This is a genomic window from Microbacterium sp. AC145, assembly GCF_979258505.1.
In genome coordinates this window covers 323,678-349,323 of record NZ_OZ409859.1, presented here as the reverse complement: position 1 = coordinate 349,323, position 25,646 = coordinate 323,678, and the positions used below count along the sequence as shown (strand labels likewise).

General features: G+C 64.2%; 16 protein-coding genes. 8 read left to right on the top strand and 8 right to left on the bottom strand.

Annotated features, from left to right (window positions below; translation table 11 throughout):
• Positions 1 to 309 precede the first annotated feature (309 nt).
• The 6 genes from ACZZZN_RS01590 to ACZZZN_RS01565 form a co-directional block, all read right to left on the bottom strand.
• On the bottom strand, positions 310 to 5,949 hold the full coding sequence (locus ACZZZN_RS01590) for a cutinase family protein (protein WP_463503512.1): 5,640 nt from the start codon (positions 5,947 to 5,949) through the stop codon (positions 310 to 312).
• Positions 5,950 to 6,381: 432 nt separating this feature from the next.
• A complete protein-coding gene (locus tag ACZZZN_RS01585) occupies positions 6,382 to 6,594 on the bottom strand; it encodes a hypothetical protein (RefSeq protein ID WP_463503511.1) in 213 nt (70 codons plus the stop codon).
• Between the two features lie 99 nt (positions 6,595 to 6,693).
• Entirely contained in the window at positions 6,694 to 7,623 is a 930-nt protein-coding gene (locus ACZZZN_RS01580) for a M23 family metallopeptidase (RefSeq protein ID WP_463503510.1), read from the bottom strand.
• A gap of 68 nt (positions 7,624 to 7,691) precedes the next feature.
• On the bottom strand, positions 7,692 to 8,210 hold the full coding sequence (locus ACZZZN_RS01575; protein ID WP_463503509.1) for a hypothetical protein: 519 nt from the start codon (positions 8,208 to 8,210) through the stop codon (positions 7,692 to 7,694).
• A gap of 77 nt (positions 8,211 to 8,287) precedes the next feature.
• Entirely contained in the window at positions 8,288 to 9,652 is a 1,365-nt protein-coding gene (locus ACZZZN_RS01570; protein ID WP_463503508.1) for a sugar transferase, read from the bottom strand.
• Between the two features lie 238 nt (positions 9,653 to 9,890).
• Positions 9,891 to 11,705: a DUF4012 domain-containing protein gene (locus ACZZZN_RS01565; protein WP_463503507.1), complete on the bottom strand. Its 1,815-nt coding sequence runs from the start codon at positions 11,703 to 11,705 to the stop codon at positions 9,891 to 9,893.
• 149 nt (positions 11,706 to 11,854) lie between these two features.
• On the opposite strand from ACZZZN_RS01565, the gene ACZZZN_RS01560 reads away from it, so the two are divergent.
• The 8 genes from ACZZZN_RS01560 (at position 11,855) to ACZZZN_RS01525 (ending at position 22,396) form a co-directional block, all read left to right on the top strand.
• Positions 11,855 to 12,874 carry a glycosyltransferase family 4 protein gene (locus ACZZZN_RS01560; RefSeq protein WP_463503506.1) on the top strand — a complete coding sequence of 340 codons (1,020 nt, stop codon included), beginning with the start codon at positions 11,855 to 11,857 and terminating at the stop codon, positions 12,872 to 12,874.
• A gap of 205 nt (positions 12,875 to 13,079) precedes the next feature.
• Positions 13,080 to 14,108, top strand: coding sequence for a glycosyltransferase family 4 protein (locus tag ACZZZN_RS01555; RefSeq protein WP_463503505.1), 1,029 nt, complete (start codon positions 13,080 to 13,082; stop codon positions 14,106 to 14,108).
• Complete coding sequence (locus ACZZZN_RS01550) at positions 14,105 to 15,193, top strand: polysaccharide pyruvyl transferase family protein (RefSeq protein WP_463503504.1); 1,089 nt, start codon at positions 14,105 to 14,107, stop codon at positions 15,191 to 15,193. Before ACZZZN_RS01555 ends, ACZZZN_RS01550 begins: the two co-directional genes overlap by 4 nt.
• Positions 15,194 to 15,378: 185 nt before the next feature.
• Entirely contained in the window at positions 15,379 to 16,446 is a 1,068-nt protein-coding gene (locus ACZZZN_RS01545; RefSeq protein WP_463503503.1) for a polysaccharide pyruvyl transferase family protein, read from the top strand.
• Positions 16,443 to 17,702: a polysaccharide biosynthesis protein gene (locus ACZZZN_RS01540; protein ID WP_463503502.1), complete on the top strand. Its 1,260-nt coding sequence runs from the start codon at positions 16,443 to 16,445 to the stop codon at positions 17,700 to 17,702. Before ACZZZN_RS01545 ends, ACZZZN_RS01540 begins: the two co-directional genes overlap by 4 nt.
• A 283-nt stretch (positions 17,703 to 17,985) precedes the next feature.
• A complete protein-coding gene (locus tag ACZZZN_RS01535) occupies positions 17,986 to 19,077 on the top strand; it encodes an O-antigen ligase family protein (protein WP_463503501.1) in 1,092 nt (363 codons plus the stop codon).
• Between the two features lie 74 nt (positions 19,078 to 19,151).
• Positions 19,152 to 20,237 (top strand): acyltransferase family protein, encoded by a 1,086-nt coding sequence (locus tag ACZZZN_RS01530; protein WP_463503500.1) that lies wholly within the window; start codon positions 19,152 to 19,154, stop codon positions 20,235 to 20,237.
• 128 nt (positions 20,238 to 20,365) lie between these two features.
• Positions 20,366 to 22,396 (top strand): acyltransferase family protein, encoded by a 2,031-nt coding sequence (locus ACZZZN_RS01525; RefSeq protein WP_463503499.1) that lies wholly within the window; start codon positions 20,366 to 20,368, stop codon positions 22,394 to 22,396.
• Positions 22,397 to 22,522: 126 nt separating this feature from the next.
• Here the strand turns inward: ACZZZN_RS01525 and ACZZZN_RS01520 are convergent, their stop codons facing one another.
• On the bottom strand, positions 22,523 to 24,580 hold the full coding sequence (locus tag ACZZZN_RS01520; protein WP_463503498.1) for a cellulase family glycosylhydrolase: 2,058 nt from the start codon (positions 24,578 to 24,580) through the stop codon (positions 22,523 to 22,525).
• Between the two features lie 159 nt (positions 24,581 to 24,739).
• Positions 24,740 to 25,399, bottom strand: a complete 660-nt coding sequence (locus ACZZZN_RS01515) for a VanZ family protein (protein WP_463503497.1) — start codon at positions 25,397 to 25,399, stop codon at positions 24,740 to 24,742.
• Between the last annotated feature and the right edge of the window lie 247 nt (positions 25,400 to 25,646).

The following is a 25,646-nucleotide window of genomic DNA, read 5'->3' as shown; positions in this document are numbered from 1 at the left end:
CCTCGTTCGAGGGCGCGGCGGAGTGACCGCCGCGCATGCGGGAAGACGCTGAGGCGCACAGACTGCGCGCGTCGCATGATGATCCCCAAAATCAATTCCCCAGTTTGTCGCGGCGAACCGCGTGATACAGGAGGTCGAACCCCTTCGACATCCCTGACCGCACATTCCCCAGGCGGTCGATCTCATCTTAGGGGATGGGCACGCTGGAACGCGATACCGCAGACCCGAATACCGGGTTTCGGATCCCGGATGCAGAAGGGCGGCGACTCCCCTGGTGGGGAGCCGCCGCCCCGTTTGGAGACGGTGCTGTCAGAACAGCTCTCGCAGAGCATCCGAGAGCTGGTCGAGCTTCTCCGTTTCGCCGTCGTCGTAGGAACCGTGGATGGCCGTGCCATTGCCGGTCTCACCCCAATGGAACGGGTTGATGTAGTGATCGACGTCGCAGACGAGATCGCGCTCGTCGCACAATTGGATCGTCGCAGACCGGAGGTCTTCGGGATATCCCACAGCGGCGGCGTGCTGCCCTGCCTCGTAGCCCGCGTACGCACCTTTGAGGCTCTTCGTCATGAAGCCGAAGAACGCGGCGCCGAGCGCTCCGAGCGCGAACGTCGCGATCCCCTGCCCGGACGAACTCGCGGAGCCGAGGTTGGTGAACTGGAGCTTGGGTGTGCGCAGAGGGTCGGCCACGAGTCCGACAGCCTCGACGGATTCGAGCAGCGGAGAGTCGATGGCGCCGAGGAACTGCAGTGCGGCGTGGAGAGCCCACGCGCCCTGAGAGTACCCGGCCAGCACGATCTTCTGTCCGCTTCCGCCGCACTGGTCGACCGCCGCCTCGAGCTGCCTCACGAGCATCGCGGCACCCTGCCAGACGCTTCCCGGATAGTTGGCGAAGTCCTTCAAGCTCTGAGCGAAGCCCTGACCGGCGGCACCAGGCACCGCTGTGGCCGGGTAATCGACCGCCTTCTTCTCGACGATGTTCACCTCTGCCTGCACCACCTCCCCTTCTTCAGCAGCCTCCTGAAGGCGTTCCCGCTCATCCGCCTTCAGCCCGGTCTCGAGCGTGCCGAACAGCGACGAGACGGTGCCTCCGAACGGAGCCGGCGATTCCCCGGATCCTCGCAACCCGATCAGAAGGTACTTTTTGCAGGCGGGCAGCGGAGGCGGTACGGCGATGTTCTCGACCGCCGCGGGCACCACGGTGCCGACCCAGGGGAACACCTCGACTGGACCCTCGATCGCGGGGTTTCCATCGACACCCGGCCCGAAGTCACCGCCCCACTGCACGTCGCGCGCGTCGAAGTAGCTGCGCGCCGAGACGCCGGTCGCGCAGTCGCGCAGCTCGCCGCGGAAGAAGCCGCCTCCCCCGACCGTCAGGCAGGTTCCGACGGTCTTCTCGATGGTCGTGGAGTCGAGCGCGACGGTCGCTGTGTCTTCACCCGAGATCCCGTAGCGCGCATAACGGAGCGTGAAGTGCGAGGCCGTGATCGACCCGCCTGCTGCGACCGTGATACCCATCCATCCCCCATCGCTCGGTGAAGAGTCGTCTCCGTCGGCGTTCGTGTCGCCGCCCACCGAGTCATCGGTCAGCGCGGTGAAGATCACGGGTGCAGCGACGGTGCCGTTCACGCGCAATGCGCCTTTCACCGTGAAGCCGGCGTTGTAGTCCCACCAGTTGAGGTAGAAGTCGGCGGCTTTGATCACCACCCCCGCAGGGACGGTCATGGTGACGCCTTCTTCGATGACGATCCCGCTGACCCAGTGGTTCCGATCATCGATCACGATCGGTGCCCCCGTGGTCGGAACCGTCCAGTTCTCGATGAGGGTCCCCGCCACAGCGAACGCATCGACCTTGTTACCGGAGATGGTGTTCCCGGTCAGGTTCGACGGGCGCAGCGCCTGATCCCAGATGCGTACCGGGAACCCCTCACCCTGGTAGCCCGAGACCGAGTTCCCCCTCGCTGTGATCGGCGGCGCAGACCCGTTGACGTTGTCAGACCAGATGTTCACCGCGCCGGCCTGAACCGTGTTGTTCGAGACCGTCATCCCGAATGCATGGTCGGAACCGGCATCTCTGCTCACGCTGATCGATCCGCCTCGCACGGTGTTTCCCGTCACGGTGACCGCGCTCGTGCCGACAGCCGCATCGACCCTTCCGTCGATGATCGACGAGGATACGCTCAGTCCGGCCCCGAGCCCTGAGATGCCGGACGAGTAGAGCACCCGCGCCTGGGCGAGCGTGGCAGAGCCGCCGTCGATCACGCTGATGCCGTACCAGTCCGAGGGGCGAGGAGCCGTGTCATCACTGTCGCCGTTGGTGTCACCACCGGCCATGTCGTCGGTGAGAGAGGTGAACACGACGGGTGATGCGGCGGTGCCGTTCACCTTCAATGTGCCCGCCACCGTGATCCCGCCGCGCTCGCTCGCCCAGGAGGGCGTGGCGTCACCGACCTTCAGTGTCACGCCGGCAGGCACCGTCATGGTGACCCCTGCGGCGACAGTCAAGCTCCCGCCCCACGCGCTCCAGTCATCGAGCACGATCGGGATGCCGGTGGTGGGCACCACCCAGTTCTCGACCAAAGTTCCGGCCAGGGCGACGACATCGAGCCTGTTGCCCGAGATCGTATTGCCGGTCAGATTCGACGGTCGCAGCTTCGCGTCCCAGACACGCAGCGGGAACACCGCGGTGTCGAGTCCTGAGATCGAGTTACCGGTGACCACGATCGCCGGCGCAGCTCCGCTCGTGTTCTGGGACGACACGGATACCGATCCGCCCTGCACCGTGTTGTTCGTGACTGTCACCCCGTACGCGACCGCTGAGCCGAATGCCCGGGACACGGTGATCGATCCGTCCCGCACCGTGTTGCCAGAGACGGTCACCGCGCTCGATCCGACGACCGCGTCGATGCCCCCGTCTACGATCGACGCGATGACGCTCGTTGCCGACCCCTGGCCCGAGATGCCGGATGCGAACAGCACCCGCGCCTGGGTGAGGGCGATGGACCCGGCGCTGCCCGTGCTGATCCCGTACCACTCCGCAGCGCGGGGCGTCGAGTCGTCGCCGTCGCCGTTGGTGTCGCCGCCGAACGAGTCGTCGGTGAACGACGTGAAGACGGCAGGCTTCGCGGCCGTGCCGTTCACCAGGAGAGAGCCTTCGACGGTGATCGACGCATTCATCACCTTGACGATCACCCCGGCGGGCACCGTCATAGTCACCCCTACGGGAATCACGAGGCCACCGAGCCATGCACCACTCTGAGGGATGACGAGCGGAGGACCTGACGCCGGAACCGTCCAATTCTCGACCAGTGTCCCGGCCAGTGCGATCGCGTTGACCCGATTTCCGGTCGCCGTATTCCCAGTGAGGTTAGAGGGCCGCAGCTTCCAATCGCCGATCCAGAGGGCGAAGTCGCCACTGAAGCCCGAGATTGCGTTGCCCGAGACTTTGATCGCCGGCGCCGAGGTGCTGGTGTTGTCGGAGGTGACACGCACCGCGCCGCCCTGCACGGTGTTGTCGGCCACCGTGACCGCGAATGCGCGCGCCGAGCCCGCCGGTCGGTAGACATCGATCGAGCCGCCCCGCACCGTGTTGCCCGTGATAGCAACCGCACCGGCGCCGACTGTGCCTGTGACGCTGCCGTCGACGACCGACGCGGCAACAGTGAGTGATGCTCCCTGCCCCGACACTCCTCCGCCGAAGAGGACGCGAGCCTGCGTCAGGCTAGCGGTTCCGCTGTCGACCACGCTGATCCCGTACCACTCGAATGCGTGCGGAACGGTGTCATCGCCGTCGCCGTTCGTGTCGCCTCCGAACGAGTCGTCGGTCAGCGATGTCAGGGCTACGGGTGCCGCTGCCGTGCCCTGGACGATCAGCCTGCCCGCGACAGTGATCCCGAGGCGCGACTTGATCGTCGCTTTGCCGCCGACCGTCAGGGTCGCTCCCTGCGCGACGGTGATGAAGTCGTCGATGACATAGACGGTCGGCTGCGTGGGTGACCAGGTCGTGTCGACCGCGATGTCGCTCGTCACGTGGATCGTCGCTATGTCGACGGTGACCACCACGCCGACGCTCTTGGTCGTCGCGGTCGTGAAGCCGGTTCGCTTCGCCGTGACAGTCACGGTGATCGTCGCCCCGGCATCCGCGGCGACGATCCGGTAGGTCGACGCGGTCGCCCCAGAGATCGCGGTTCCGCCGCGCATCCACTGATACGAGAGCGTCGTCGGCGCGGGCGCCCACGCACCGGCCCCGGCGGTCAAGGTCGATCCGACCTTGGGCGTGCCCGAGACGGTCGGCGCCGGCGCGGTCGTGAAGATCGACTCGACGGTCACGACGGCGCTCGTCTTCGTGGTCGTCGTGTACGTGGCTCGGGTGGCGGTCGTCGACACGGTGATCTTGGTGCCGGCATCCGCCGCGACCAGCTTGTAGGTGCTCGCCGTCGCACCCGCGACGGCTGTGCCGTTGCGCTTCCACTGGTAGGTGAGTGACGAGGGAGCCGGCGCCCAGGTGCCGGCAGCAGCCTTCAGGGTCGACCCGACGGCGGGCGTGCCGGAGACCGTGGGGACCGGCGCAGCCGTGAAGGCGATGGTCGCGATGCCCTTCGCCGCGCTCGTGGTCGCGCCGTTGGAGTAACCGCTCCTGGCAGCTGTGACCGTGACCGTGATGTTCGCCCCGGCATCTGCCGCGATCAGCTTGTAGGTCGTCGCTGTAGCTCCGGCGATCGCCGCTCCGTTTCGCTTCCACTGATACTTCAGCGTGGTCGGCGCCGGAGCCCACGTGCCCGGCTTGACCGTCAAGGTCGACCCGACGGCGCCCGTGCCCGAGATCGTCGGTATCGGCGCGGTCGTGAAGATCAGGGGGATGCTCTTCGCCGCACTCGTGCGTGTCGTCGGCGTGTAGCCGGCTGCGGTCGCCGTCACCGACACGGTGAGGCTCTTCCCGGCGTCCGCCGAGGCGAGCTTGTAGGTGGCAGCAGTGGCCCCCGAGATCGGCGATCCGCCGCGCTTCCACTGGTAGGTCACGGTCGTGGGAGCGGGAGTCCAGGTGCCGAGAGTGGCCGACACCGTCGACCCCACTGCTGCGGTGCCGCTGATCGTCGGCGCCGGCGCCAGCGTGAACTCGAGCGTGGCGACGGCCTTCGCGGCGCTGGTCTTCGTGACGCTCGTGTACCCGGGGCGCGCTGCGGTCGTGCGCACTGCGACGGCGGTGCCCGCGTCGGCGGCGACCAGCTTGTACGTGCTCGCTGTGGCTCCCGCGATCGGCGAGCCTGCTCGCAGCCATTGATAGGCGATTGATGCAGGAGCCGGCGCCCATGCCCCGGCCGCGGCTGTCAGCGTGGCACCGACCTTCGCTGTTCCCGAGATCGTGGGCACGGGCGCACTCGTGAAGATCGACGGCACGGCGGCCGGGGTGCTGGTTCGCGTCGACGTGCCGTTGCCACTGCGCGAGGCGCGAGTCGTCACGGTGATCTGCTTGCCTGCGTCCGCCGCGGTGAGCACGTAGGTCTGCGCGGTTGCCCCGCTGATCGGGATGCCGGCACGAGACCACTGGTAGGTGAGAGTCGTGGGCCCCGGTGCCCACGCCCCCGGGGCAGCGGTGAGCTTCGACCCGACGGCAAGGGTGCCCGACACGGTGGGCGACGGGGCAGAGCTGAACGCCGCGCCCGCTGCGGCAGCGGCGCTGGACTTCGTCGCGCTGACGTAGCCCGGCTTGGAAGCGGTGACGACGACCGTGATGGCAGCACCGGCATCTGCCGCGACCAGTGCGTACTTGCTCGTGGTCGCGCCCGGGATGACCGCGGCTCCGCGCTTCCACTGATAGGTGAGAGACGCCGGAGCCGGCTGCCAGTCGCCGACGGCGGCCGTCAGCGTCGACCCGACGACGGCGGAACCGGTGATCATCGGCGCGGGAGCTGCGGCGAACGGAAGGTCGGCGGCGTAGGCAGGAGACGCCACCAGAGAACCCGTGATCAACGACAGACACGTCACCAGAGCGAGGGAGAGCCGCCGAATCCGATCGCGCACGCGCGGTCGTGTCGGGCGCACCCGCTCGGTTCGAGGCGAAGACGAGTTCTGAGTGCGCACGAGGCTCCTGTCGCGATGTCGGGTCGACGATCAGCGGTCACCGGCGTACGGGCACGCTCGACGATCGCTATGTCTCGAACCCTTCCCATCGGGTTCGAGGCGGTAGTGCGATGCGCGTAGCTGTCCCCTGATCGAGCGGCTTTCAGATGCCCAAATGTCGACCTGCTCTGCGCTAGTCGAAACGATAGGGCCAATCCGCCCCGGCAGACAAGCATTCATCCGGATATTCATGAAGGCCGATCCCACGCGAAGGGCGGCGACTCCCCTCCGGGGAGCCGCCGCCCTCAGACTGCGCGACGCGTGTTACTCGTTGCCGACGGCCTTGTCGGCCTGGTCGCGGATCTCGTCGATCTTGTCCGCAGCACCAGGAGCGATCTTCTTGGCGAACTCGGCGACCCCGTCGAGGACCTTGTCGCTGACGTCCTCAGCCTGCTCGCTCTTGACGGCCTCGGCGATCTTGTCCTTGTTCTGCTCGTACAGATCCTTGCCCTTGTTGACAGTTTCCTCGATACCCATGGGGCCCCCTTGTTCTACGAACGAACGCGTCGGAAGTACGACGCACGTACATTCTGCATGGAACCGGGGTGCGGGGGAAGGTGTGAGTTATCGGGCGTCTTACGACTGCCAGTAGTTCTTCTTGACAATCACCTGTTGCACTCTGATGCCCGGGTTGAGCGCACGAATCTCGGCCAGCAGGCGTATCGACCCGGATAGGTAGTACGGCAACGCGTACTGACCAAATGTCGGGGAGTTCGCCGCGATCGCACCGGTCGCGGGAACCTCCAGTACCGGCTGCAGTGAGGTGCCGGCCACTCTCCCGTACGAGTCAAGCGTCTCGGCCACTACGCGGAGCTGGAATCCCTTCACAACACCCAGCGCCTTGAGATAGATCGTGAGATCTCCCGTTTCGGTGAAACCCGGGCTGTTCTGCGCGAGCAGGAACGAGCCGGGTCCGACTGGCAGCCGAGTCCATGTGGCATGCGGCACAAGGGTGTTCCAGGAGAAGGTCGAGGACTGATGGATGGGCACTGGATCCTCCGGCTGGACGTAATTCTCGAAGTCAACTGAGTTGGTGAACCCCACCTGGAGCGGTGTTCCGCCGATCCATAGGGAGACATGGAGGTGGGACCCGTACCCGGTCTCGCTGCCGAAACCGGATGCTCCGGATTGAGCGATGACCTGGCCGCGGGAGACTCGCGTTCCCGGCAGAACAGCACTGGAGCGAAGGTGGAGGTAGCGGATGTAGTTGCCGTCGTCGGCGCGGAGCGCCAAATAACGACCCGTCGCCGTGGTCGTGGAGTCCTTCCGGTCGACGATGACCCCGTTTGAGGCAGCGCGGACCGGCGTTCCGATCGGGACCGCGTAATCCGTGCCCGGCTCGCCTGATGGCGGGTTTCGATTCTTGTGCCCTTGCCACGAGCTCGAGATACGAACATCACCGCACGGTCGCAGGTACGTCCCGGCGGCCGTGGCGGATACGGGCGGTGAGACGAAGTCCCATCCGATCGCTGCAGCGCCGAGGGCTGCTCCGGCTCCGATCAGCATCGCGCGGCGTGAGAAGAAGGGGGACGCGGCGTCCGGAGTCGAGGGCGCTGAGTCCCCCGGATCGCACACTAGCGATCGCCTCCCTCGTTCTCGCCACGGATCAGACGCTGGATCTGCTCTTCAGGCAGCTGCTCGATCGATCCAGAGGACAACTCGATCTGCGGATCGTCGGGGGTGCCGTCGATGGTACACACCGACTGTCCCTGATATCCCGAAGTGGTCACGGGGACGAGGACAAGCCACTCAGGAACGACCGTGCGCTGCTCGATCCGCGTGTTCTCCGCGTCGAAGACGACATCGGGGGCATAGGCCGACACCGTGACGTCAATGCAGATCTGAGCCAGCTGCTCGAAGCTGAAGGCTCCGAACTCTGGAGCAGGCGGCTCGGTCGGCTCAGCGGTCGGCGACGGTTCAACCGTCGGCACCTCGCTGGGAGTGGGAGTCGGCGTGGGATCAGGAGTCGAGGTCGCGGTCGATGTGGGAACGGGATTGGACGCATCCGGGTCCGCAGCGCAACCGGCTGCTCCGCCGAGTACGACGATGGCCAGAGCACTCGCAGCGATTCTCGTCGCAAGGGGGGATCTCATGATCTTGAATGTACCCAGCGCTACGCCTCGCGCCCGCTTGCCCCTCGGACAGTCGCGAGGATCGTTATCGAGATGACTCAGTGGGCGCTGGCGCCCGGTGCGACCACGGCGCGGATGGTGCGGAAGAGGATGACGACGTCTTGCGTGAGCGACCAGTTCTCGACGTAGTAGAGGTCGAGACGGATCGTCTCTTCCCACGACAGAGTGGAACGTCCGCTGACCTGCCACAGACCGCTCATGCCCGGCTTGACCGCCAGGCGGCGCAGAGCGATGTCGTCATAGAGCGCGACCTCGGCGGCGCGCTGGGGGCGAGGGCCGACGAGGCTCATCTCGCCACGCAGCACGTTGATCAGCTGGGGCAGTTCGTCGATCGAATGCTTGCGGAGGAACCGGCCGATCTTGGTGATGCGGGGGTCGTCCGAGACCTTGAAGAGCGGGGTCTCGCTCGACCCCTGCAGGTCGAGGAGGCTGGCCAGCTGGTCGTCGGCGTTCTGCACCATCGACCGGAACTTGCGCATGCCGAACGTACGGCCACCGCGACCGATGCGCTCCTGGTGATAGAAGATCCGACCGGGGCCGTCGACCTTGATCGCGATCGCCGTGACCAGGAAGACCGGCGAGAAGAGCAGAAGCAGGCCTGCGGAGCCGATCAGGTCGAAGACGCGCTTGAGGAATCGGCTCGATCCCTCCATGCGCGGGAAGTCGACGTGCACGAGCGGCAGACCGGCGACGGGACGCGAGTGCAGACGGGGGCCGGCGACGTCGGTGAGCGCCGGTGCCATGATCATCTGGATGTCGCGGTCGGCCACTGCGTAGCCGAGGCGTCGCATGGTCTCGGGATCCATGTCGTCGGATCCGACGATGATCAGCGCATCGATGTTCGCGGCATCCAGAGCTTTGTCGGCGCTGCGGATGTCGCCGAGCACCTCGAGCTGGGGCATGCCCTCTGAAGGCACGCCATCGGTGATCACACCGACGATGGTGTATCCGCTGTCTTTGCTGCGACGGATCTGCTGAGCGACGTGCTTGACCTTGCTGCGTTCGCCGATGATGACGGCGCGGTGCGTGTAGTCATCCTTGCGCTGACGACGGCGCAACCACTGCCGCCAGAGCCACCGTGACACTAGTAGAAGGACCAGACCGACGGGGAAGATCACAGCCAGCAGAAGCCGGGAGATCTCCATGCCGAGGAAGAACGCGACGGCGACGGTGAACGCGAAGACCGCGATGGTGGCGTCTACCAGACGCCGATACTCGAGCACGCCGTGGCCGACGATGTGGTGGTCACGAGTGTCTATGGCATCGAGTCCGATCAACCATGCGACGCCGATGATGGCGAGGATCACGACGTAGCTGACGCTGGGCCCTTCTCGCCAGGAGACGTCGTTCGTCATGCTCGGACTCGACAGCAACCAGGCGGATACGAGGGTGACAGCGAGCACGAAGAGGTCGCTGTAGAAGAGCCTGCTCGCGTACCGCCTCGGCCACTCGCCTCTGCGTCGTCGGTGCGCTTGTGGGCGCGCCTTCGGCGATTTCTGGCCTGTCGACCGCTCAGGTACAGCATCCACAGCTATCCCGACCACCCCTGTCCCTCCGTATGAATCCGCCGATCTTTCAGCGAATTCAATGAATCGGCAGTCAGTTTACTCCAGACGCTGTGCCTTCTTGTTCATCGGTATTTCAGTGGCAGCTGTCTGTGACGGTCGGAACGACCGCGTTGATCATCGGATTGGTCTGCACTTCAAGGGGACCGAACTCGCCTTCACCTGTGAACGATGCCGTGACATCGAGCGTGGAGCCGGGGTCGTACCATGCCTCGAAACGGGCGGTCGGGCGGCCCAGGTCGTCGATTCCGTGGGACAGGATGTCTACGCGCTCGCCATTGACTTCGACGTTTGAGACTGTGGTTCCTGGAGGACCATAAACGTAGATCCAGTCCCGGAATGTCGTGCCGAAAGTCATGCTCTGGACGTATCGCGGAAGTGCATCTGCCTTCTTCTGATCGATCGGCAACGACAGCCCCGCCTTCACGGTGAACGTGCTCGCCCCTGCTTCACACACTGCGTCGGCCGCAACAGAGGCTTGCGTGTAGTAGTCGATCTTCGAACCGTTGCTGTTGTTGAAGTAGACGCCCACGGTCGTAGCTTCTTCGTTGTCGGTCGGAAGGATCCCACTCACCCGTTGACCGGCAATCGCCTCCGTGACCTTCTCATCCTCGCTCCAGACGAGGACGCTGCCCTTCGATGCGCTCTCCGTCAGCGCCCAGGCCATGTCCTTGAGATCGAACTGGCCGGAGGCGACTTTCTCGAACACCGCTCCGGCTGCCGCAGCGAAGAAGCCATCGACGAGCTCGGGGTTCTTGTAGCTGTCCCAGCGCTCGTAGACCTCGCTCAGAAGCAGTGAGACCGCGTTCTCGGAACTCAGTACATCACCAGTCACCAGCGTGATCGGCCCCGTGGCGACCAGGATCCGAGAGAGTGCGAGCGGATCGATGGAGATGACTCCGTCGATCTGGTCGGGAGCGATGTCCCGCTGCCACCACGCACGCATGATCTGAGCGGCTGTAGGGAAGTCAGGGCGACTCATGCTCGTGTTCACGTGGTCGATGAGGAAGCTGGAATAGAGATCGATCGCGCTCTGGTCGACAGGCACGTCTACGGCGAGATTGTTCTGATAGCTGCCGCTGTTTCCTTGACTCCCCATCGCGATCGCGCCGTTGTCGACGTGAATCAGCGTCTGCGAGGCCGCGCTGCCGCCGAGGGCTAGCGACTCGGCGTTGTTTTGGAAGACGAGCAGATAATTTCGGGGTCCGTCTGCGCCGAGAAGGGTGGGGAGAAGATCGACCGCGGGGGCCGCGGCTCCCATGACCTCGGCGACCTGGTCAACACCGCCTCGCACAGGACCGATGAGAGCGGTGGACTTCTCCACTTCAGCGATCTCATCGGCGAGCTGACCGATGCGCGGCGCCTGCGCCTTCGCTACGTCGAGAATCTGCGTGATGAGCGATCCGGTCGCGGGATCCGCTGTGAGCACCGGCATCCCCACATCGTTCACGAGCACGTCGAGCGACTGCGCCGCGAGGCGCACACCACGAAGGTTCTCGCCAGCGACCGGGATCCATTCCAGCGCGCCCCAGACGGGGTCAGATGCAGCGTCGGCGGCGCTCTGCGCCGGCTCCGACATCTTCTGGACCGTTTCCTTCGGGTCCGCGCCGTTCTGAAGCTCACCGATGAGCTGCTGGCTCTCTTCGAGTCCGTTCTTGACCGTGAGCGCCTTCAGCGCGACCCAGCACGCGATGCCGAGCAGCACGATCACGACGATGGCGACGATGAGCCCGACGATGCGCGCACGCTTGCGCTTCTGCTCGGGGCTGCGCCCCGTGCGCCCCGCGGCAGGCGATGCCGGGCTCTCAGCAGACGCCGCAGGCCGCGACGCGGCTTCACGAGCCGCGCGGCGGGATTGGTGAGGCATCGGGCGCGAGGACTCGGATGACATGTGCTCAGTGTATAGATCGCCTCCTGAACAGGCGCCGAACGACAACCCCATTCCGATCCAGCCACTCCTGCGGCTGATATCGTCGTTGTTCGTTGCCACACGACGAGGAGTCTTCTGTGCGAAGCGAGGAACGTGAGCGGAGCCCCCGGGTGCTCCATGTCACGGAGTGCTACGGCGGCGGCGTGGGACGTGCGGTCGACAATGTGGCTCGTCTGCTCCCGGATGCTGAGCATCATCTACTGTGGCGCGGCGACGACGTCGCCGATCTCGATCGTGGATTCAGCAGTCTGACCGCCCTCCCCCAGTTCATCCCTGCGGCGATCATGGCCGTCCGCCAGGCCGTCCGAGCTGTAAAGCCCGACGTCGTGTTCGCCCACTCGAGCTGGGCCGGCGTCTTCTCCCGGGTCATACCCCTCGGCGTTCCCGTCGTCTATCAGCCGCACTGCTACAAGTTCGATGACAGCGAGCAGAACCCTCTGGTGCGACGCGCCTATTTCTTCGCAGAGAGGGCGCTGGCGCGCCGATCAGACGTCACCGTTGTGTTGTCACCTCACGAAGAAGCACTCGCGAAGTCTCTCGGGCGCTCGATTCGCACGGAGTTCGTTCCGAACTCGGCAACGCTCCTGCCCACGGACCCCGATCACGGGGCGCGATTCGAGATCGACCAGACAGTCGTGATGAATGGGCGCATCGCACCGCAGAAGGACCCCGAGTTCTTCGCCGCCGTGGCACGGGCGGTCACCCGTCAACGTCCGTCGGTGCGCTTCAAGTGGATCGGTGACGGCGACCCCGTGCTGCGCGAGGTCCTCGAGGATGCAGGAGTAGAGGTGACCGGATGGGTGTCCGGGGACCAGCTCGCTGAGATCCTGGCGCAGCCGGCGCTCTACTTCCACTCGGCACGATACGAAGGTTTTCCGCTGAGCATCCTTGACGCAGCAGCCTTCGAGCACGCGATCGCCGTGAGAAGCATTCCTGCCTACGCCGGTTTGCCGATCCCCCAGGCCGACAACGTCCATGAGGCGGCGATGCTCATCGAACGCATCCTCGACGATGATGTGGAGCGGCAGCGAGCGGAGCGGGCAGCTGTCTTCCTCAACGACAGCATGAGCGAGCAGGTCCAACGTGACGCGCTCAGTCGCCTCCTGGCCCCGTACCGCGTGAACGCGTAGCTCTTCGCTCGGCGATTCAGGCTGGCTGGCGCGCTTTGCTAGCCTGGAGCTGGCGTTGGGATCGAAAGTTCCGGAATTTCGGCACTCTCGTTCCACGGGGAAGGCATGCCACCGCAGGTAACTACGCGGAAGCGTGCGCCCCGGCTGCCACGCTCTCGCCGTTCTGCGAGTAGCAGCCCCGAAACCACTTTTGACGGAGACCCACGTGCGCATCCTGATGCCGAGCCGCATTCTCGACAGACATACTGGCGGGAACACCACGTACGCTCGCCACATCGCCGACGGCCTCACCCGGCGCGGTATTCCCGTGGGTCGCATCCCTGCGCGGTCGCACCCCGTGCTCACGATGCTCCAGGAGACTGCGACCGGCCTCCAGCGCGGCACCGAGGGCGATCTTCTCCACTACACGGCAGACACCGGGCCACTCGTGCGCACCAAGCGACCGTCGATCGTCTCGGTGCATGGGGTCGCCAGCCGCTGGATCTCGGATGCGCGCAACTCACGCCAGGAGAAGATCTGGCGCACGCGCGTCCAGCGCGCCATCGACTCGACCGATCACGTGATCACGGTCTCGAATTCGAGCGCGAACGACGTGCACGAGGTCTTCGGCGTCGAGCACTCGCGACTGACCACGATCGAGCACGGCATCGACGTTCCTCTTTTCTCGACCCCCACTGAGCTCTCCGATGAGGTCCGCGCGCAGGTGCCCGACCAGTTCGTGCTGTACCTCGGAAACATCGAGCCCCGAAAGAACCTGCTCCCGTTGGTCGAGGCCTTCGCCCTGCCGGAGGTGCGCGCACTGGGGGTGAAGCTGGTGATCGCCGGCAAAGCAGCATGGAACTCGGAAGAATCCCTCGCTGCCATCGACGCGTCCCCCGACGTCATCCGGCTCGGTTTCGTCTCGGATGATGACAGACGAGCGCTCATGCAGTCATGCGTGGCGTTCGCCTTCCCGAGCCTGTACGAAGGATTCGGGTTCCCTGTCGTCGAGGCACTCGCTGCCGGCGCTGTCGTCGTGACGTCGAGTCGCGGATCGCTCGAAGAAGTCGCCGGGCCTTCCATCCGCTTCGATTCGCTCACCCCTGAAGGCATCGCGTCCGGACTGGTCACGGCGATCACCGACGAGCAGGCGCGAGCAGCCTGCCTCGATGCGGGCCTGGCATGGGCGTCTCACTTCACGTGGGACGCGAGCGTCGACAAACACGTCGAGGTCTACAAGAAGGTTCTCGGATGACGCTTCGCGTACTGGTGCTGCACGCGTACTCGGCTGAGAACGCGGGCGACGGGCTCTTGGTACGGGAGACGCTCGCGCTTCTGCAGGAAGCGTTCGGAGCGGACGTCGACGTGACGCTGTTGGCGTCTCGTCCCGACACCTTCCGCGATCTGGTGCCGGCCGTCTATCCGACCGTACCGACGAAGCGCGGGTGGGATCCTGAGACCCGTCGCATTCTGAAGAGCATCGACGACTACGATCTCGCCATCGGGGTGGGTGGCGGCTACCTTCGCACCGGCACACCTGTCGAGGCCGCGAAGACGCTGTTGGTTCAAGGACCGCAGCTCCGTGCTGCAGCACGCAGCAGCACCCCCACCGTCTACCTGCCACAGAGCATCGGACCGGCCCGCTTCGGCACGCGCGGGTGGTTCCGCAAGACCCTGGGCAAGCTCGACGTCGTGATGGCGCGTGACGACCGCACCATCGATGAGGTCGGTGGTCCGTCGATGATCCGTGTTCCTGATCTCGCCACCGCTTCGGTCGCCGGAGGCCGTCAGCCGGGGGCCGCCGTCGAAGGAACGCCTGTGCTGTCGATCCGATCGGTTCGCGGCAAGATCAACCCCGACATCTACGTGCTGTCGAAGACGCTGGGTGATTACGACGGGTACATCCAGAGCACGGTGGGCGGGAATGACGACCGCCCTGCGTCCGCCACGCTGTCGCCCCGCTCCACCCTCGAGCGCTCAGTGCTGATGACACCCGGAGGTAGCCCGCGAGTGATCGTCGCGGTGCGGCTTCACGCAGCGTTGATGGCGCTGGCAGCGGGCCACTACGTCGTGCACCTCGCGTACGAGCGCAAGGGGTTCGGGGCCTTCGGCGACCTCGGTATCTCGCCCTGGGTGCACTCGGTCAACACCTTCGACCCTGATGTCGTCGCCACGCAGGTGAAGGCGTTGCTCGAAGACCCTTCAGTGCGCGCCGACTACGACGACAGAATCGCCGCGGCGGGCGGCAAGATGGCTGAATCACGTGCGAGGATCGTCGCGACATTGCAGAACAGCAAGAGCGACGACCCTCGAAAGAGAATGAAGAGCGGGGAAAAGTGAAAGAGAAGCTGAAGAACGTCGTCCGAGGGATCTGGCGTTCACGGCCTTATCGCTGGGTTCTGTTCGGCATGGACCACGTCGCCCTACGAAGCGCGAAGACACCGACGCGTTCGGGCGAACCGTACACGCTGTTCCTCGCGCCGCCGACCGGAGAGAACATCGGCGACCAAGCGATGTTCGACTCCGTGATCGAGAACACCCCCGGGCGCATCGTCACCGTGATAACTGGTGAGAACTTCGTGCTGCCTCGCGGCGAAGAGGCCAGGCGCGTTGAGCTGCATGTGATTCCCGGCTTGATCCACCGCCCCCCGTTTGCGCGCTTCACCGCTGCGCGCCGGTTCGGAACGCTCGTCAAGGGCGCGGACAGGCTCGTGGCTCCCGGCGCCGATACTGTCGATGGAGCGCATCCACACGGCAGCCTCGCACGATTGAGTCTCATCGCGATGGGAGTCAAAGCTTCGATCCCCACGGTTCTCCAGGGTTTCAGCTGGATGGACGGAGTTGCTCCGACAGTCCTCCAAAGCGTGCGTGAACTCGGAGACGCGGGCACCACGATCTGCCCACGCGACCCTCTGAGCAATCGACGCTTGAATGCGAGCGGGGTCTCGAAAACCGTGCAGGTAGCGGACCTGGCCTTCGCCAGCGACCGCAAAGAGCCCCTCTATCCCGAGCTTCAGGGCTTCGTCGATTCCGCTCGCGAAGACGGCGCACCGTACGCCCTCTTCAATGCAAGCGGTCTCATCAACCGGCATCATGATCTGTTGAGCGACTACGCGACTGTGATCGCCCGCCTGCACTCGCGCGGTATCCGGGTCGTCTTCACGTCTCATGTCCACCGGGACTGGGACGACGACTTCACCATGGCCCGAAAGCTCCACGCTCTTGCGGGACGCGAAGATGATCTCGTGATCGACCGCCTTCTCACGCCCGCTCAGGTCCGCGAATTGGCATCTGGAGCGCATCTCACGGTGTCAGGACGCATGCATCTGGCGATCCTCTCGCTGGGGCAGGAGATCCCGGTCGTGTGTCTTGCGACCCGAGGGAAGGTTGAAGGTCTTTTTGAGTTCTTCGGTCTCCCCGATTCCGTGGTCGAGCCCCGGCCCGGATGTGGTGACGAACTCGTTCGCGTAGTCGACGCCAACCTCGATGGGCGTGAAGCCGTGACTGCGAACATCCGAGAGAAACTGCCCGCTGTCAAGACGCTCGCACACCAGAACTTCCCCTACGTCAACACCGTCGCGGAGGACGCTTGAAGCGTCTTCTGAGGTTCGGTACGTCGGCGGGATTACTCGGCCTGTCGCCGATCCTGATCAGCGTCGCGACTTTCATCAGCGTTCCAATCATCCTTGGAACTCTGGGACCTCAGATCTGGGTGAGCATCACGATCGGCCAAGCGATCGGAGAGATCGCCCGCGCGCTTGTCGTCTGGGGTTGGAACTCGATCGGGATCACCATCGTGGCCCCGATGTCACCCGCCGAAAAGCTGCGCTACTACTTCGCGTCGATCCTGCCCCGAGTGATGATTTTCGTCGTCGTGGCATTCGCAATCACTGTCGGCTCGTTCGCGATCCCCAGCGCCGACCCCGGTTCCGCGCTGCGGATGTCGTTCGCCGGAGCAATCTACGGCCTCACCGGTGGCTGGCTGCTGATCTCCAACGGCGAACCGCTCAAGTTCGTCCTGTTTGACGCCCTGCCGCGCGCGGCTTCGATTCTGATAGCAAGCCTTCTGCTCCTCGCGATCCCTAGCCCCGCCATTTACGGCTGGGTGAACATCGTGGGGTCCCTGCTCGCGGTGTGTCTGCCCTTCGCCCTCGCTGCACGGCGGGCGAAGCCGAATGGGGTGAAGATCGCTCTGGGCTCGTTCCGCGAAGCCATCGCCGCTCTACGTCGAGGACTCCCGATCGTCGGAAGCGTGCTCGTGATGGTCATGCGAATCAGCTTCTCGGTACTCGCAGCTCCGTTCATCGCCCCATCAGCAACGCCGACTGTGGCACTCGGAGACAAGTTCTTCCGATGGGCGAACACCGCGATGACGCCGATAATGCAGACGTTGCTGGCGCGCATCCCTCGCCTTGGAGGCGGAATACGTCGGCGTGCGCGACTCGCTCTGATCTTGGCGTGGAGTGGTGGCCTGATTCTGGGCATCGTCACCGTCTTCGTCGTCAGATACCTGAGCGGGCCGCTCTCGCACGGACAGATCGTGATCCCGTTCGAGTCTGCCATCCCGATCGGTATCGCAGCGATGATGATCTTCGTGGCTGGCATCACGGGCAATTCAGTGCTGGTGATGTTCGGCAGACTCAATCAGGTTTTCTCCGCCGGGCTCGTTGCGCTCGTCCTCCTGGTCGCGTCTTCAGTCAGCCTCGGCCTGCTTTTCGGCGCATCCGGGATGTTCTGGGCTTTCGCCATCGCGGAGTCCGTAGTCGTGATCTATCAGAGCTTCGTCGTCGCTGCAGAGCTGCGTCGGGCCCCCGTCGAGACATCAAAGGCGCATGATGCAGACAGATAACCTTCGTCCGGGAACGAGATGGAGCCGCATCGCGAGGTCCCCACACGGTAGAGGGATCAGATCTGAGGAGTTCTGGGCATCGAGCTGGACGGATCGACTGCTCGCTCTGTCGCTCCTGTTCCTCCCCTTCCAATATGCCCTGACCATTGATGTCGGGTTCCCCCTCAAAATCAGTGAGCTACTACTGGCTGCAGCCCTAGTAAGCGCCATCATCGAGCGACGATGGCGGCTCGATGGGCCTCGGACTGATGGTTTCCTCGTCATAACGCTCGCTGGCTTCGCCGTGCTCTCCACTGTCCGAGCGCTCATTTCCCTCGACCCTACGGCAGAGGTGCAGGGCGTTCGTCGATCTCTCGTACTCGATCTACTGCTCTACGGCGCGTATGCGCTGATGGTGATCATCTACTGGTTCCTGGTGCGCCGGCTAAGCGTCACACTGATTCGCGATGTGCTCATTCAGTCACTGTGGCTGTGTACAGCCGCCGTCATCGCTCAGGCGGTCATGCTGCTCGTCAATCTGCCTCAGCCGCTTGAAGCCCTCGGTTTCGACATGCGACGGCGTGGGCAGGAATGGTTGGGCGAGCAGCTGGCACGGTGCGGCCCCTTCCTCGAAGGACAGCACCTCGGATTCTATGGCGGTGCGCTGTTCGTGATCGCCCTGTTCTCGCGCCGTTATGTCGCCACTGCCGCAGCGGCACTGTGCATGGTCTACTCGCAGTCGACGACCGGGCTCCTTGCTGCCGGCATAGCCGTACTACTGACCTTGCTGCTCCGCCCCACCAAGGTGGGTCTCATCGCGATCGGATCACTCGCCGCGATCGGCGTCCTGGTCACCGCTTTCGTTCCACCGATTCGTGATGCTGTTCTGTTCCAGTTGGCGAAGCTCGGGCTCGCAGAGGCTCCTGACGGGGTAAATGCGCTTCAATCGCTCGATATTCGGGGCATCAAGACCGAGATCGGTTGGCGGATGATGTGGGACAACCCCATCCTCGGCGCCGGTCCTGGAAGGTATTCCGCACTCTTCCACGACTACTCCGGTGACTATGATCTACCCGGTTACTACTACCAGACCAATATGCGTCCGATCACCGAGAACGGCTACATGCATATCGGGTCCGAGCTCGGCCTCATCGCCTTCTGCGCATTCGTAGCGCTGATCCTTTGGACCGCATACCGCGTGTTCTTCATTGGGCGGGGTGCGCTCGCGCTTGTGATCTTCGTGGCTATCGGATTCGCCACGCAATCATCGTGGACGTTCATGCCAATCTGGGCGATGCTCGCTCTGCTGTCGAGCGTGGTTCTTCATCAGACCCCAATCGAAGGCAAGCAGGAGCAACGCGCTGAGGCCGACAACACGATGACGACTCCAAGCTGATAATGACAGGACTTCACAAGCGCGTCGCCGGCTCATTGACGTCGATGCTGCCGCGCAGACCCAGGCGCGACAGAGTGAGTTCCGAACCCAGAGCGCATACGAACCGAATCCTGTGGATCGACGCTGCCCGCGCTTTTGCGGTCCTCGCCGTCTTGCTGTTGCACTACGACGCGTATGTGATCCAGGTCGAGAATCCGAACCCTCAGGGTATTGCGGTGATCTGGACGTGGATCACCACTCAGCTGCAGCCCGTGCGGATGCCGCTACTACTGTTCATGTCGGGGATGCTCGCGTCTCGCAAGCTCCTCAGCCGCGAGCACGCCCCCGCCGCCGCGCGCGGAATCTCCTCGTTCTACCTGAACGCTGTCTGGACGACGGTCTACTTCCTCATCAGCTTTCTCCTTGTACAGGAGAGCCCCGGCGAGATCCATTCCATCGGTGAGTGGGCCCTGCACATCGTCAGCCCCGGTACTAACCTCTGGTTCATCTGGGCTCTTGGATTCTGGGCGTTCGCGTTCATCCTGCTGAAGCGGCTTCCACCGCCACTCGTGCTCGCGCTCTTCTTCTTCACCGGGATGCTCGCCGATCTGACTCGTGCAGATCTCCCTTCGCGCGTCGTACCAGTGTTGATCTACGGCATCTACTTCGCACTCGGCGTGTACGGTCGACGCTATGCAATGACAATGTTGCAGAGCGATGTGCTAATCAAGGCGGCCGCGCTGATCGTTCTATACATGGTCATGAACCGCCTCACCGAAGTTGAGGACGTCGATCGCATTGTTGCCTCCACGCTCGTCACGGTGCGGAGCGTCGTCGCGATCGCCCTCTTCGTTAGTCTTTTCGTTGTCATCTGCTGGTGGGAGCCCCTCGGTCGGGCGTTGGCATTCGTGGGCCGACGTACTCTTTCACTCTTCGTGTGCCATCTGCCGCTGCTTTGGCTCGTTCTCAATGTGCCCGCGGTCGAGGCGATTCTCACGCCGGTCGGACTTGAGGCCCTCTGGCCTGTGTTCGGAGTTATCTTCCTCGCAGGGGGTTCGCTCGCGTTCGAATTCCTTGCACGCAAGGTGGGGGCCGGTTTCCTCTTCGACCCTCCTCAGTTCTTGTTGCCAAAGCAGGAGGGCCGCAATCACGAGTCGCAGGCGCGGTCTCAGTCCACATAGCAGCGCCGACCGGATCGTCAGCTCGCATGCGGAGGCATCCCATTCGAGTCGGCTTGTGATGCTGGACTCGGTAGTCTTGACAGGTTCTGAACAACAGGGGAGCAACTGTGGCGGATAGTCCAGCCAAGGTGAAGCGTCTCGACATCCAGGGGCTCCGAGCAGTCGCGGTTCTCGTTGTGGTCGCCGATCACCTCATCGCATGGCCGTCCGGTGGTTTCGCCGGCGTCGACATCTTCTTCGTGATCTCCGGCTTCCTCATTACCGGAATCCTCCTCCGGGAGTATGAGAAGACCGGGTCGATCTCCTTCGCTCGTTTCTATGCGAGCCGGACGAAGCGCATACTCCCAGCAGCGACGTTGGTCCTGATCTCGACAGCGGTTGCTGCCTTTGCGTTCTTTGCTCAACCACGCGCTGTCTCCGTGGCGTGGGATGCGTTCTGGGCCTTCTTCTTCGGTGCGAACTGGAACTTCGCGGCCAAGGGCACTGACTACTTCCAGCAAGACGCGGCGGTGTCTCCTCTTCAGCATTTCTGGTCGCTCTCCGTCGAAGAACAGTTCTACTTCGTGTGGCCGTGGCTCTTGCTGGGGCTGCTCGTGCTCGCTGCACGAATGGTCGGGCGGGTCCGAGTGCGCACAATCGCTGGAATCGCAATGGCATTGATCGTTGTTGCGTCCTTCTCCTGGGCGCTCGCGCAATCGATCGCGTCGCCAGGTACTGCATACTTCTCCACGTTCACGCGCGCGTGGGAGCTCGGCATCGGCGCTCTCCTCGCGATCGCGAGCCCTTGGTTCGAACGCATCCCGCAGCTCATCCGTATAGTCCTCGCGTATGGCGGAATGGCTGGCATCGCGGCATCGATGTTCTTGATCGATCCCGCAACGACATGGCCTGCGCCATGGGCTCTTCTTCCGGTTCTCGCCACCACGCTCGTAATCGCGTCGGGTATCGGGACGGAAGCACGTTTCAACCCGTGGCTCCGCAACCCGGTCATGGTCTACATTGGCGACATCTCCTACAGCTTGTACTTGTGGCACTTCCCGGTCATCGTCTTCGCAGCCACTTTGTTTCCCGACACCGGCCCGCTCGGGTACCTGACGACTTTCGCTGTGGGTTTTGCTCTGGCGTCCGCTGCTTACCACGCTCTGGAGAAGCCTCTGCACACCATGCCGCTGTGGGCTCCGCGCCGCCAGGCCAACGCGTGGGCAGCATGGCGTGCGAAGAACCGCCGCCCGGCTCTGCTCGGTGGAGCGGCAGCAGTCATCACCGTAGCGGCGCTCGTGACGGCAGTAGTCCTGCCGCAGTCGGGCCCGGTCGCAGCGACAGAGTACACCGACGACGGCTCCCGCAGCTCAGATCAAGCAGCGCTCACAGGGCAAATCGTGGATGCTCTGAATGAAAGTGAGTGGCCTGAGGATATCGCTGCGCAGGTGTCGGAGTCGGCCGACTGGGATCCAGAAGTGCGAGCCTGTGCTGATCCCGCCACGATGGCACCCGGCGGTTGCACATGGGGCGACGGAGACAAGCTCGCTCTCGTCGTCGGTGACTCCGTAGCGAACTCCTATGTCCCGATACTTCGGGACATCCTCGTACCCGAAGGCTGGACAGTGGTGCAGCTGACTCTGAACGGATGCGAGTTCAACGAGATGATTCTCGCATCCGAGCGCTCGGCGCCCCTGTGTCCCGCTCGAATCGAAGAGGCGATTGCCGCGACTCAGGCCATGAATCCCGATGTCGTGTTCGTCAGCAGCCAATGGGCGACGCATCGAGTTCTCGGTCAGCCGAAGGCCGTCCCCTTCGATGACTGGTGGAGCGGGGCGAGCGAGGCGCTCGGCCGCATCACGGCCCCCACCGTCTACATCGCACCACCGCCCTATCAGAAGGCACTTGACTCCTGCTACAGCAGCATTTCGAGCCCTGCAGCGTGCGTGTCGCACGTGAACGAGACTTGGATGCTGTCAGATGAGGCTGTGGCGGAGATGGCGGCGGAGTCGGACACCCTGACCTACGTGAGCTCGGAACAGTGGTTCTGCTACGACCAGGCATGCCCGTCCTTCGTCGAGGGCTTAGTGACGCGATCTGACCTCGTTCACCCCGGCCAGCCGTTCCTGGAACAGGCTTTGCCCGCCATTCGGTCGGACATCCTCCAGTCGCTTCCCTAATTCGTACGTGAGCCAGGTCTCCTCTCGGTTGAGGGAAGACCTGAGGCCGCGAAGCCCGACGTGATGAAGCGGTCGGGTGGGTGATCGACACGCCCACGAGGCCGAGTCGATCACCCGCGCCGACCCTCAGTCCGTCTCGTCTCCTTCAGAGGGAGACGCAGAAGGGGACGGAGACGGGGCCGCCGGATCGGCGTTGAACTCGCCCTCAAGGATCAAGGGTTCCGCACTGACTGCCACAGTCACGCGGCCGTCGACAGGCTCGTACGTCACGGTCTGACCACGGGTGTTGGTAGCGGTTATCGTTCCGACCGCGGCGTAGTCGGCACTGGTCGTGCCATCGATCGACCATACGACGCGCGTTTCGTTCGCCCCCTCGGTGCCGAAGACATAGGAGAGGACGCCAGCGACGTCGTCCGCCGAAACGTATCCACCACCGTTGAGCTTTGACACAAGGAGCGCCTGCGTGAAGGCAGCAGGCTTCGGTGGATATGCTGCGAGACCTTCGACTCGCTGCGTGAACAAACCGAAGTTACCTTCGTGATCGGCACGATCAACCTTGTCATTCACCAAGTCGTACCAGAAGTAGCGCTCGACACCATGGGCGAAGGCGGTGATCTCGGATCGAACGAGCATGTCGCCCTGACCCTCGAGAGACACATCGCCCGTCTTGGAGCTCCATCCCATTTCCGTGATCCACGTCGGCTTCGGAGTTCCGTAGCCGCTCATGTCGCTCTCGGACTCTGCGATCTGACCTGCGAGAGTCTCCGGGGCCGCCATCGTCGTGTACGGGTGGTAGCTGACCACATCGAGGTAGTTCATTCCACCGGCGGCCCAGAGATCGAGGAAGAACTGGCGATCGAAGTTGCCAGTCACGCCCCCGACGACCGGCATATTCGGGTCCACCGACTTAATGCCCTCGAAAGCTGCTCTGAGCACAGGTTCGTAGCATGTCCCCGTGCGGCACCCGCCGTTGAATGACGGGATGTTCCACTCGTTGTACACCTCGACAGCGTCAAGGTCATAGTGCTCGACGAGAGCTGCGGCGTATCGCGTGTAGGCGGCTCGCCCCTCGTCCGTGCGCGGTGGCTTACCGTTGTCGTATGCCTTGTTGTTGCGGCCGACGACGATCATCTTGTCCATGCCGTTCACGGTGGCTTCACCCATCGCCTGGGCGAACGGCTCGTTCCAGAAGTACTGTCCTCTGCTCGGCTCGGTCGTCTGCCAGTTGTCACCGAGACGGATGAGACCGATTCCGACGGCTGCGGCCGACGGCGTTGCATCCCGGGCAAACTCCTTCGCTGCATGCACATGCGTACCGAAACGCGTGTCGACCGGGACGTAAAGGTCAGGCATGTCGATCAGGCCGACAGGTGCAGCGATAGTTCCGCCCGCCGCGTCTGTGACCGTCACCTCGTAATAGCCCTGGGCAAGTCCTTCGAGTCGTACCGGCGTCAGTCGGTCAGTGAGAGTAGCCGCTCCGGACGCGACATCAGCACCGTCTGCGGTCCGGGCCACCCATGTGGCTGCGCCCGGCGCGAGCTTCACAGCGAGCGTGGCAGTGCTCTGCTGCAAGATCAGCGAGTCGTTCCGGATGCCGTTCGGCGCATCGATCTCTTCGAATGAGCCGTTCACCACGGCTTCGGTGCCGGCTTCGTCCACAAGGCTCACCTTGTCGACCGAGAGCCCGCGCACCGCTCCATTCACGACGACGCTGAGGTCTACCGCCGTCTCCGCCGCACCGGTCGTGTACTCGACCGAGACCTCTTGCCAGTCAGCATCGAGCTCGGGCATGGGAAGCACCGTCGCCCCGACCCTGATTTCGGCCGGCACATCTACGGGCATCTCCTCCGGGACTCGCACCTGGGCGGAGAACGTGTACTCAGTGGCCGGCAGCACCGCCACCGTCGATGCAAGCGCGGTTGTGGGCCCCGGAACAACAGGAGCGTCAATCGAGATCGACGTCTCGCCGTCTGCGGCGTCCCCCACTCGCGGCAGCACACCCGCCAGCGTGGTGCGCGGTGCGACAGACCAGTTCAGGGCCGCACCCTGCGCGATAGCCGCGGCCTGCACGACCGCGGGGGTAGGCGTAGGTGTGGGAGTGGGGGTCGGCTTCGGCGTGGACCGTTCTTCGGCCTGCGGCGCCTCCGCCGCGTTCATGTTGTTGATCGCGAAGGCGGCGGCCACGCCGGCACCTCCGAGCACGATCACCGCCGAAGCGATGATGATCACGGTCTTGCGAGAGAAGCGGAACTTCTGGGGCATGGGGATTCGAGTGTCCTTTCGACCGGGCATCTCTACGATCCTACGGGGGTAGTTCGGTTGACCCCGCCGTCTCACGTCACATCACACCGGGATCCGCACCGTCGGAGCATCCCCGGTCTCCCAGAAGTCGGCATCCAACACCCGCGTGACGGGGTCGGGTTCTTCGACCCGTGCGTATGCAGGGGCTCCCTGCGGCGCGCGAGCTGCGGCACGTGCGGCGTTCTGGCGCTGCAGTTCGGCGGCGGCGGCGCGGCGCTCCCAGAGTTCGCGTTCGATCTTGGTGCGGTCCCTGACGTGGATCATCGCGCGCAGGATCATCGCGAGCAGCAGACCCAGGTATCCGCCGATGGTGTTCGACAGCACGTCGAGCACGGTCGAGACCCGCTCGTCGAGTGCGATGCCCTGGGTGAACTCGATCGCCCCCGAGAACGCGGGAAGCAGGAAGATCGCCACCCACCACGCCTTGCGGGCGAGGGCGAGTCCGAGCAGGAAGCCGAGTGGCACGAACATGCCGATGTTCGCCACGAACTCGATCTCGTTGTAGTCGAACGACTCGGGCACGCCCAGGTTGTGCAGCGCGCGGAGCACGCGCGAGGCGATGCTGCCGAACTCGAGCTGCTCGGGCTGCGGCCACATCGTCACCGCCAGCACGAACCCGGTGTACACGATGAGCAGCAGCGTCGAGACCCACAGCCGCGCATAGCTGCGCGGCGGCGGCGGACCCACATGGATCTGTGACATGGTCGCGTTCCTCTCCTGCCCGAGGTCGGGCGACGGCTGGCTCTGGGGTGCGAGCTCGAGCCATGCTACCGAGAGCAGGTCACGGGTGACCGGGAGGATGCCGGGAGGGCCCTTCGACAGGCTCAGGGACCCAGTGGGGCTCAGGCGACCAATGCGGCTCAGGCGACCAATGTGGCTCGGGGCCCTTCGACAGGCTCAGGGACCCAGTGGGGCTCAGAGACCCAGTCGGCTCAAGACCCTTCGACAG

What these genes read in the sequence shown, in the direction of transcription:
- ACZZZN_RS01585 (WP_463503511.1), bottom strand. Translation starts at nt 6,594, where the DNA reads ATGGGTATCGAGGAAACTGTCAACAAGGGCAAGGATCTGTACGAGCAG.
- ACZZZN_RS01580 (WP_463503510.1), bottom strand. Translation starts at nt 7,623, where the DNA reads ATGCTGATCGGAGCCGGAGCAGCCCTCGGCGCTGCAGCGATCGGATGG.
- ACZZZN_RS01575 (WP_463503509.1), bottom strand. Translation starts at nt 8,210, where the DNA reads ATGAGATCCCCCCTTGCGACGAGAATCGCTGCGAGTGCTCTGGCCATC.
- ACZZZN_RS01565 (WP_463503507.1), bottom strand. Translation starts at nt 11,705, where the DNA reads ATGTCATCCGAGTCCTCGCGCCCGATGCCTCACCAATCCCGCCGCGCG.
- ACZZZN_RS01550 (WP_463503504.1), top strand. Translation starts at nt 14,105, where the DNA reads ATGACGCTTCGCGTACTGGTGCTGCACGCGTACTCGGCTGAGAACGCG.
- ACZZZN_RS01515 (WP_463503497.1), bottom strand. Translation starts at nt 25,399, where the DNA reads ATGTCACAGATCCATGTGGGTCCGCCGCCGCCGCGCAGCTATGCGCGG.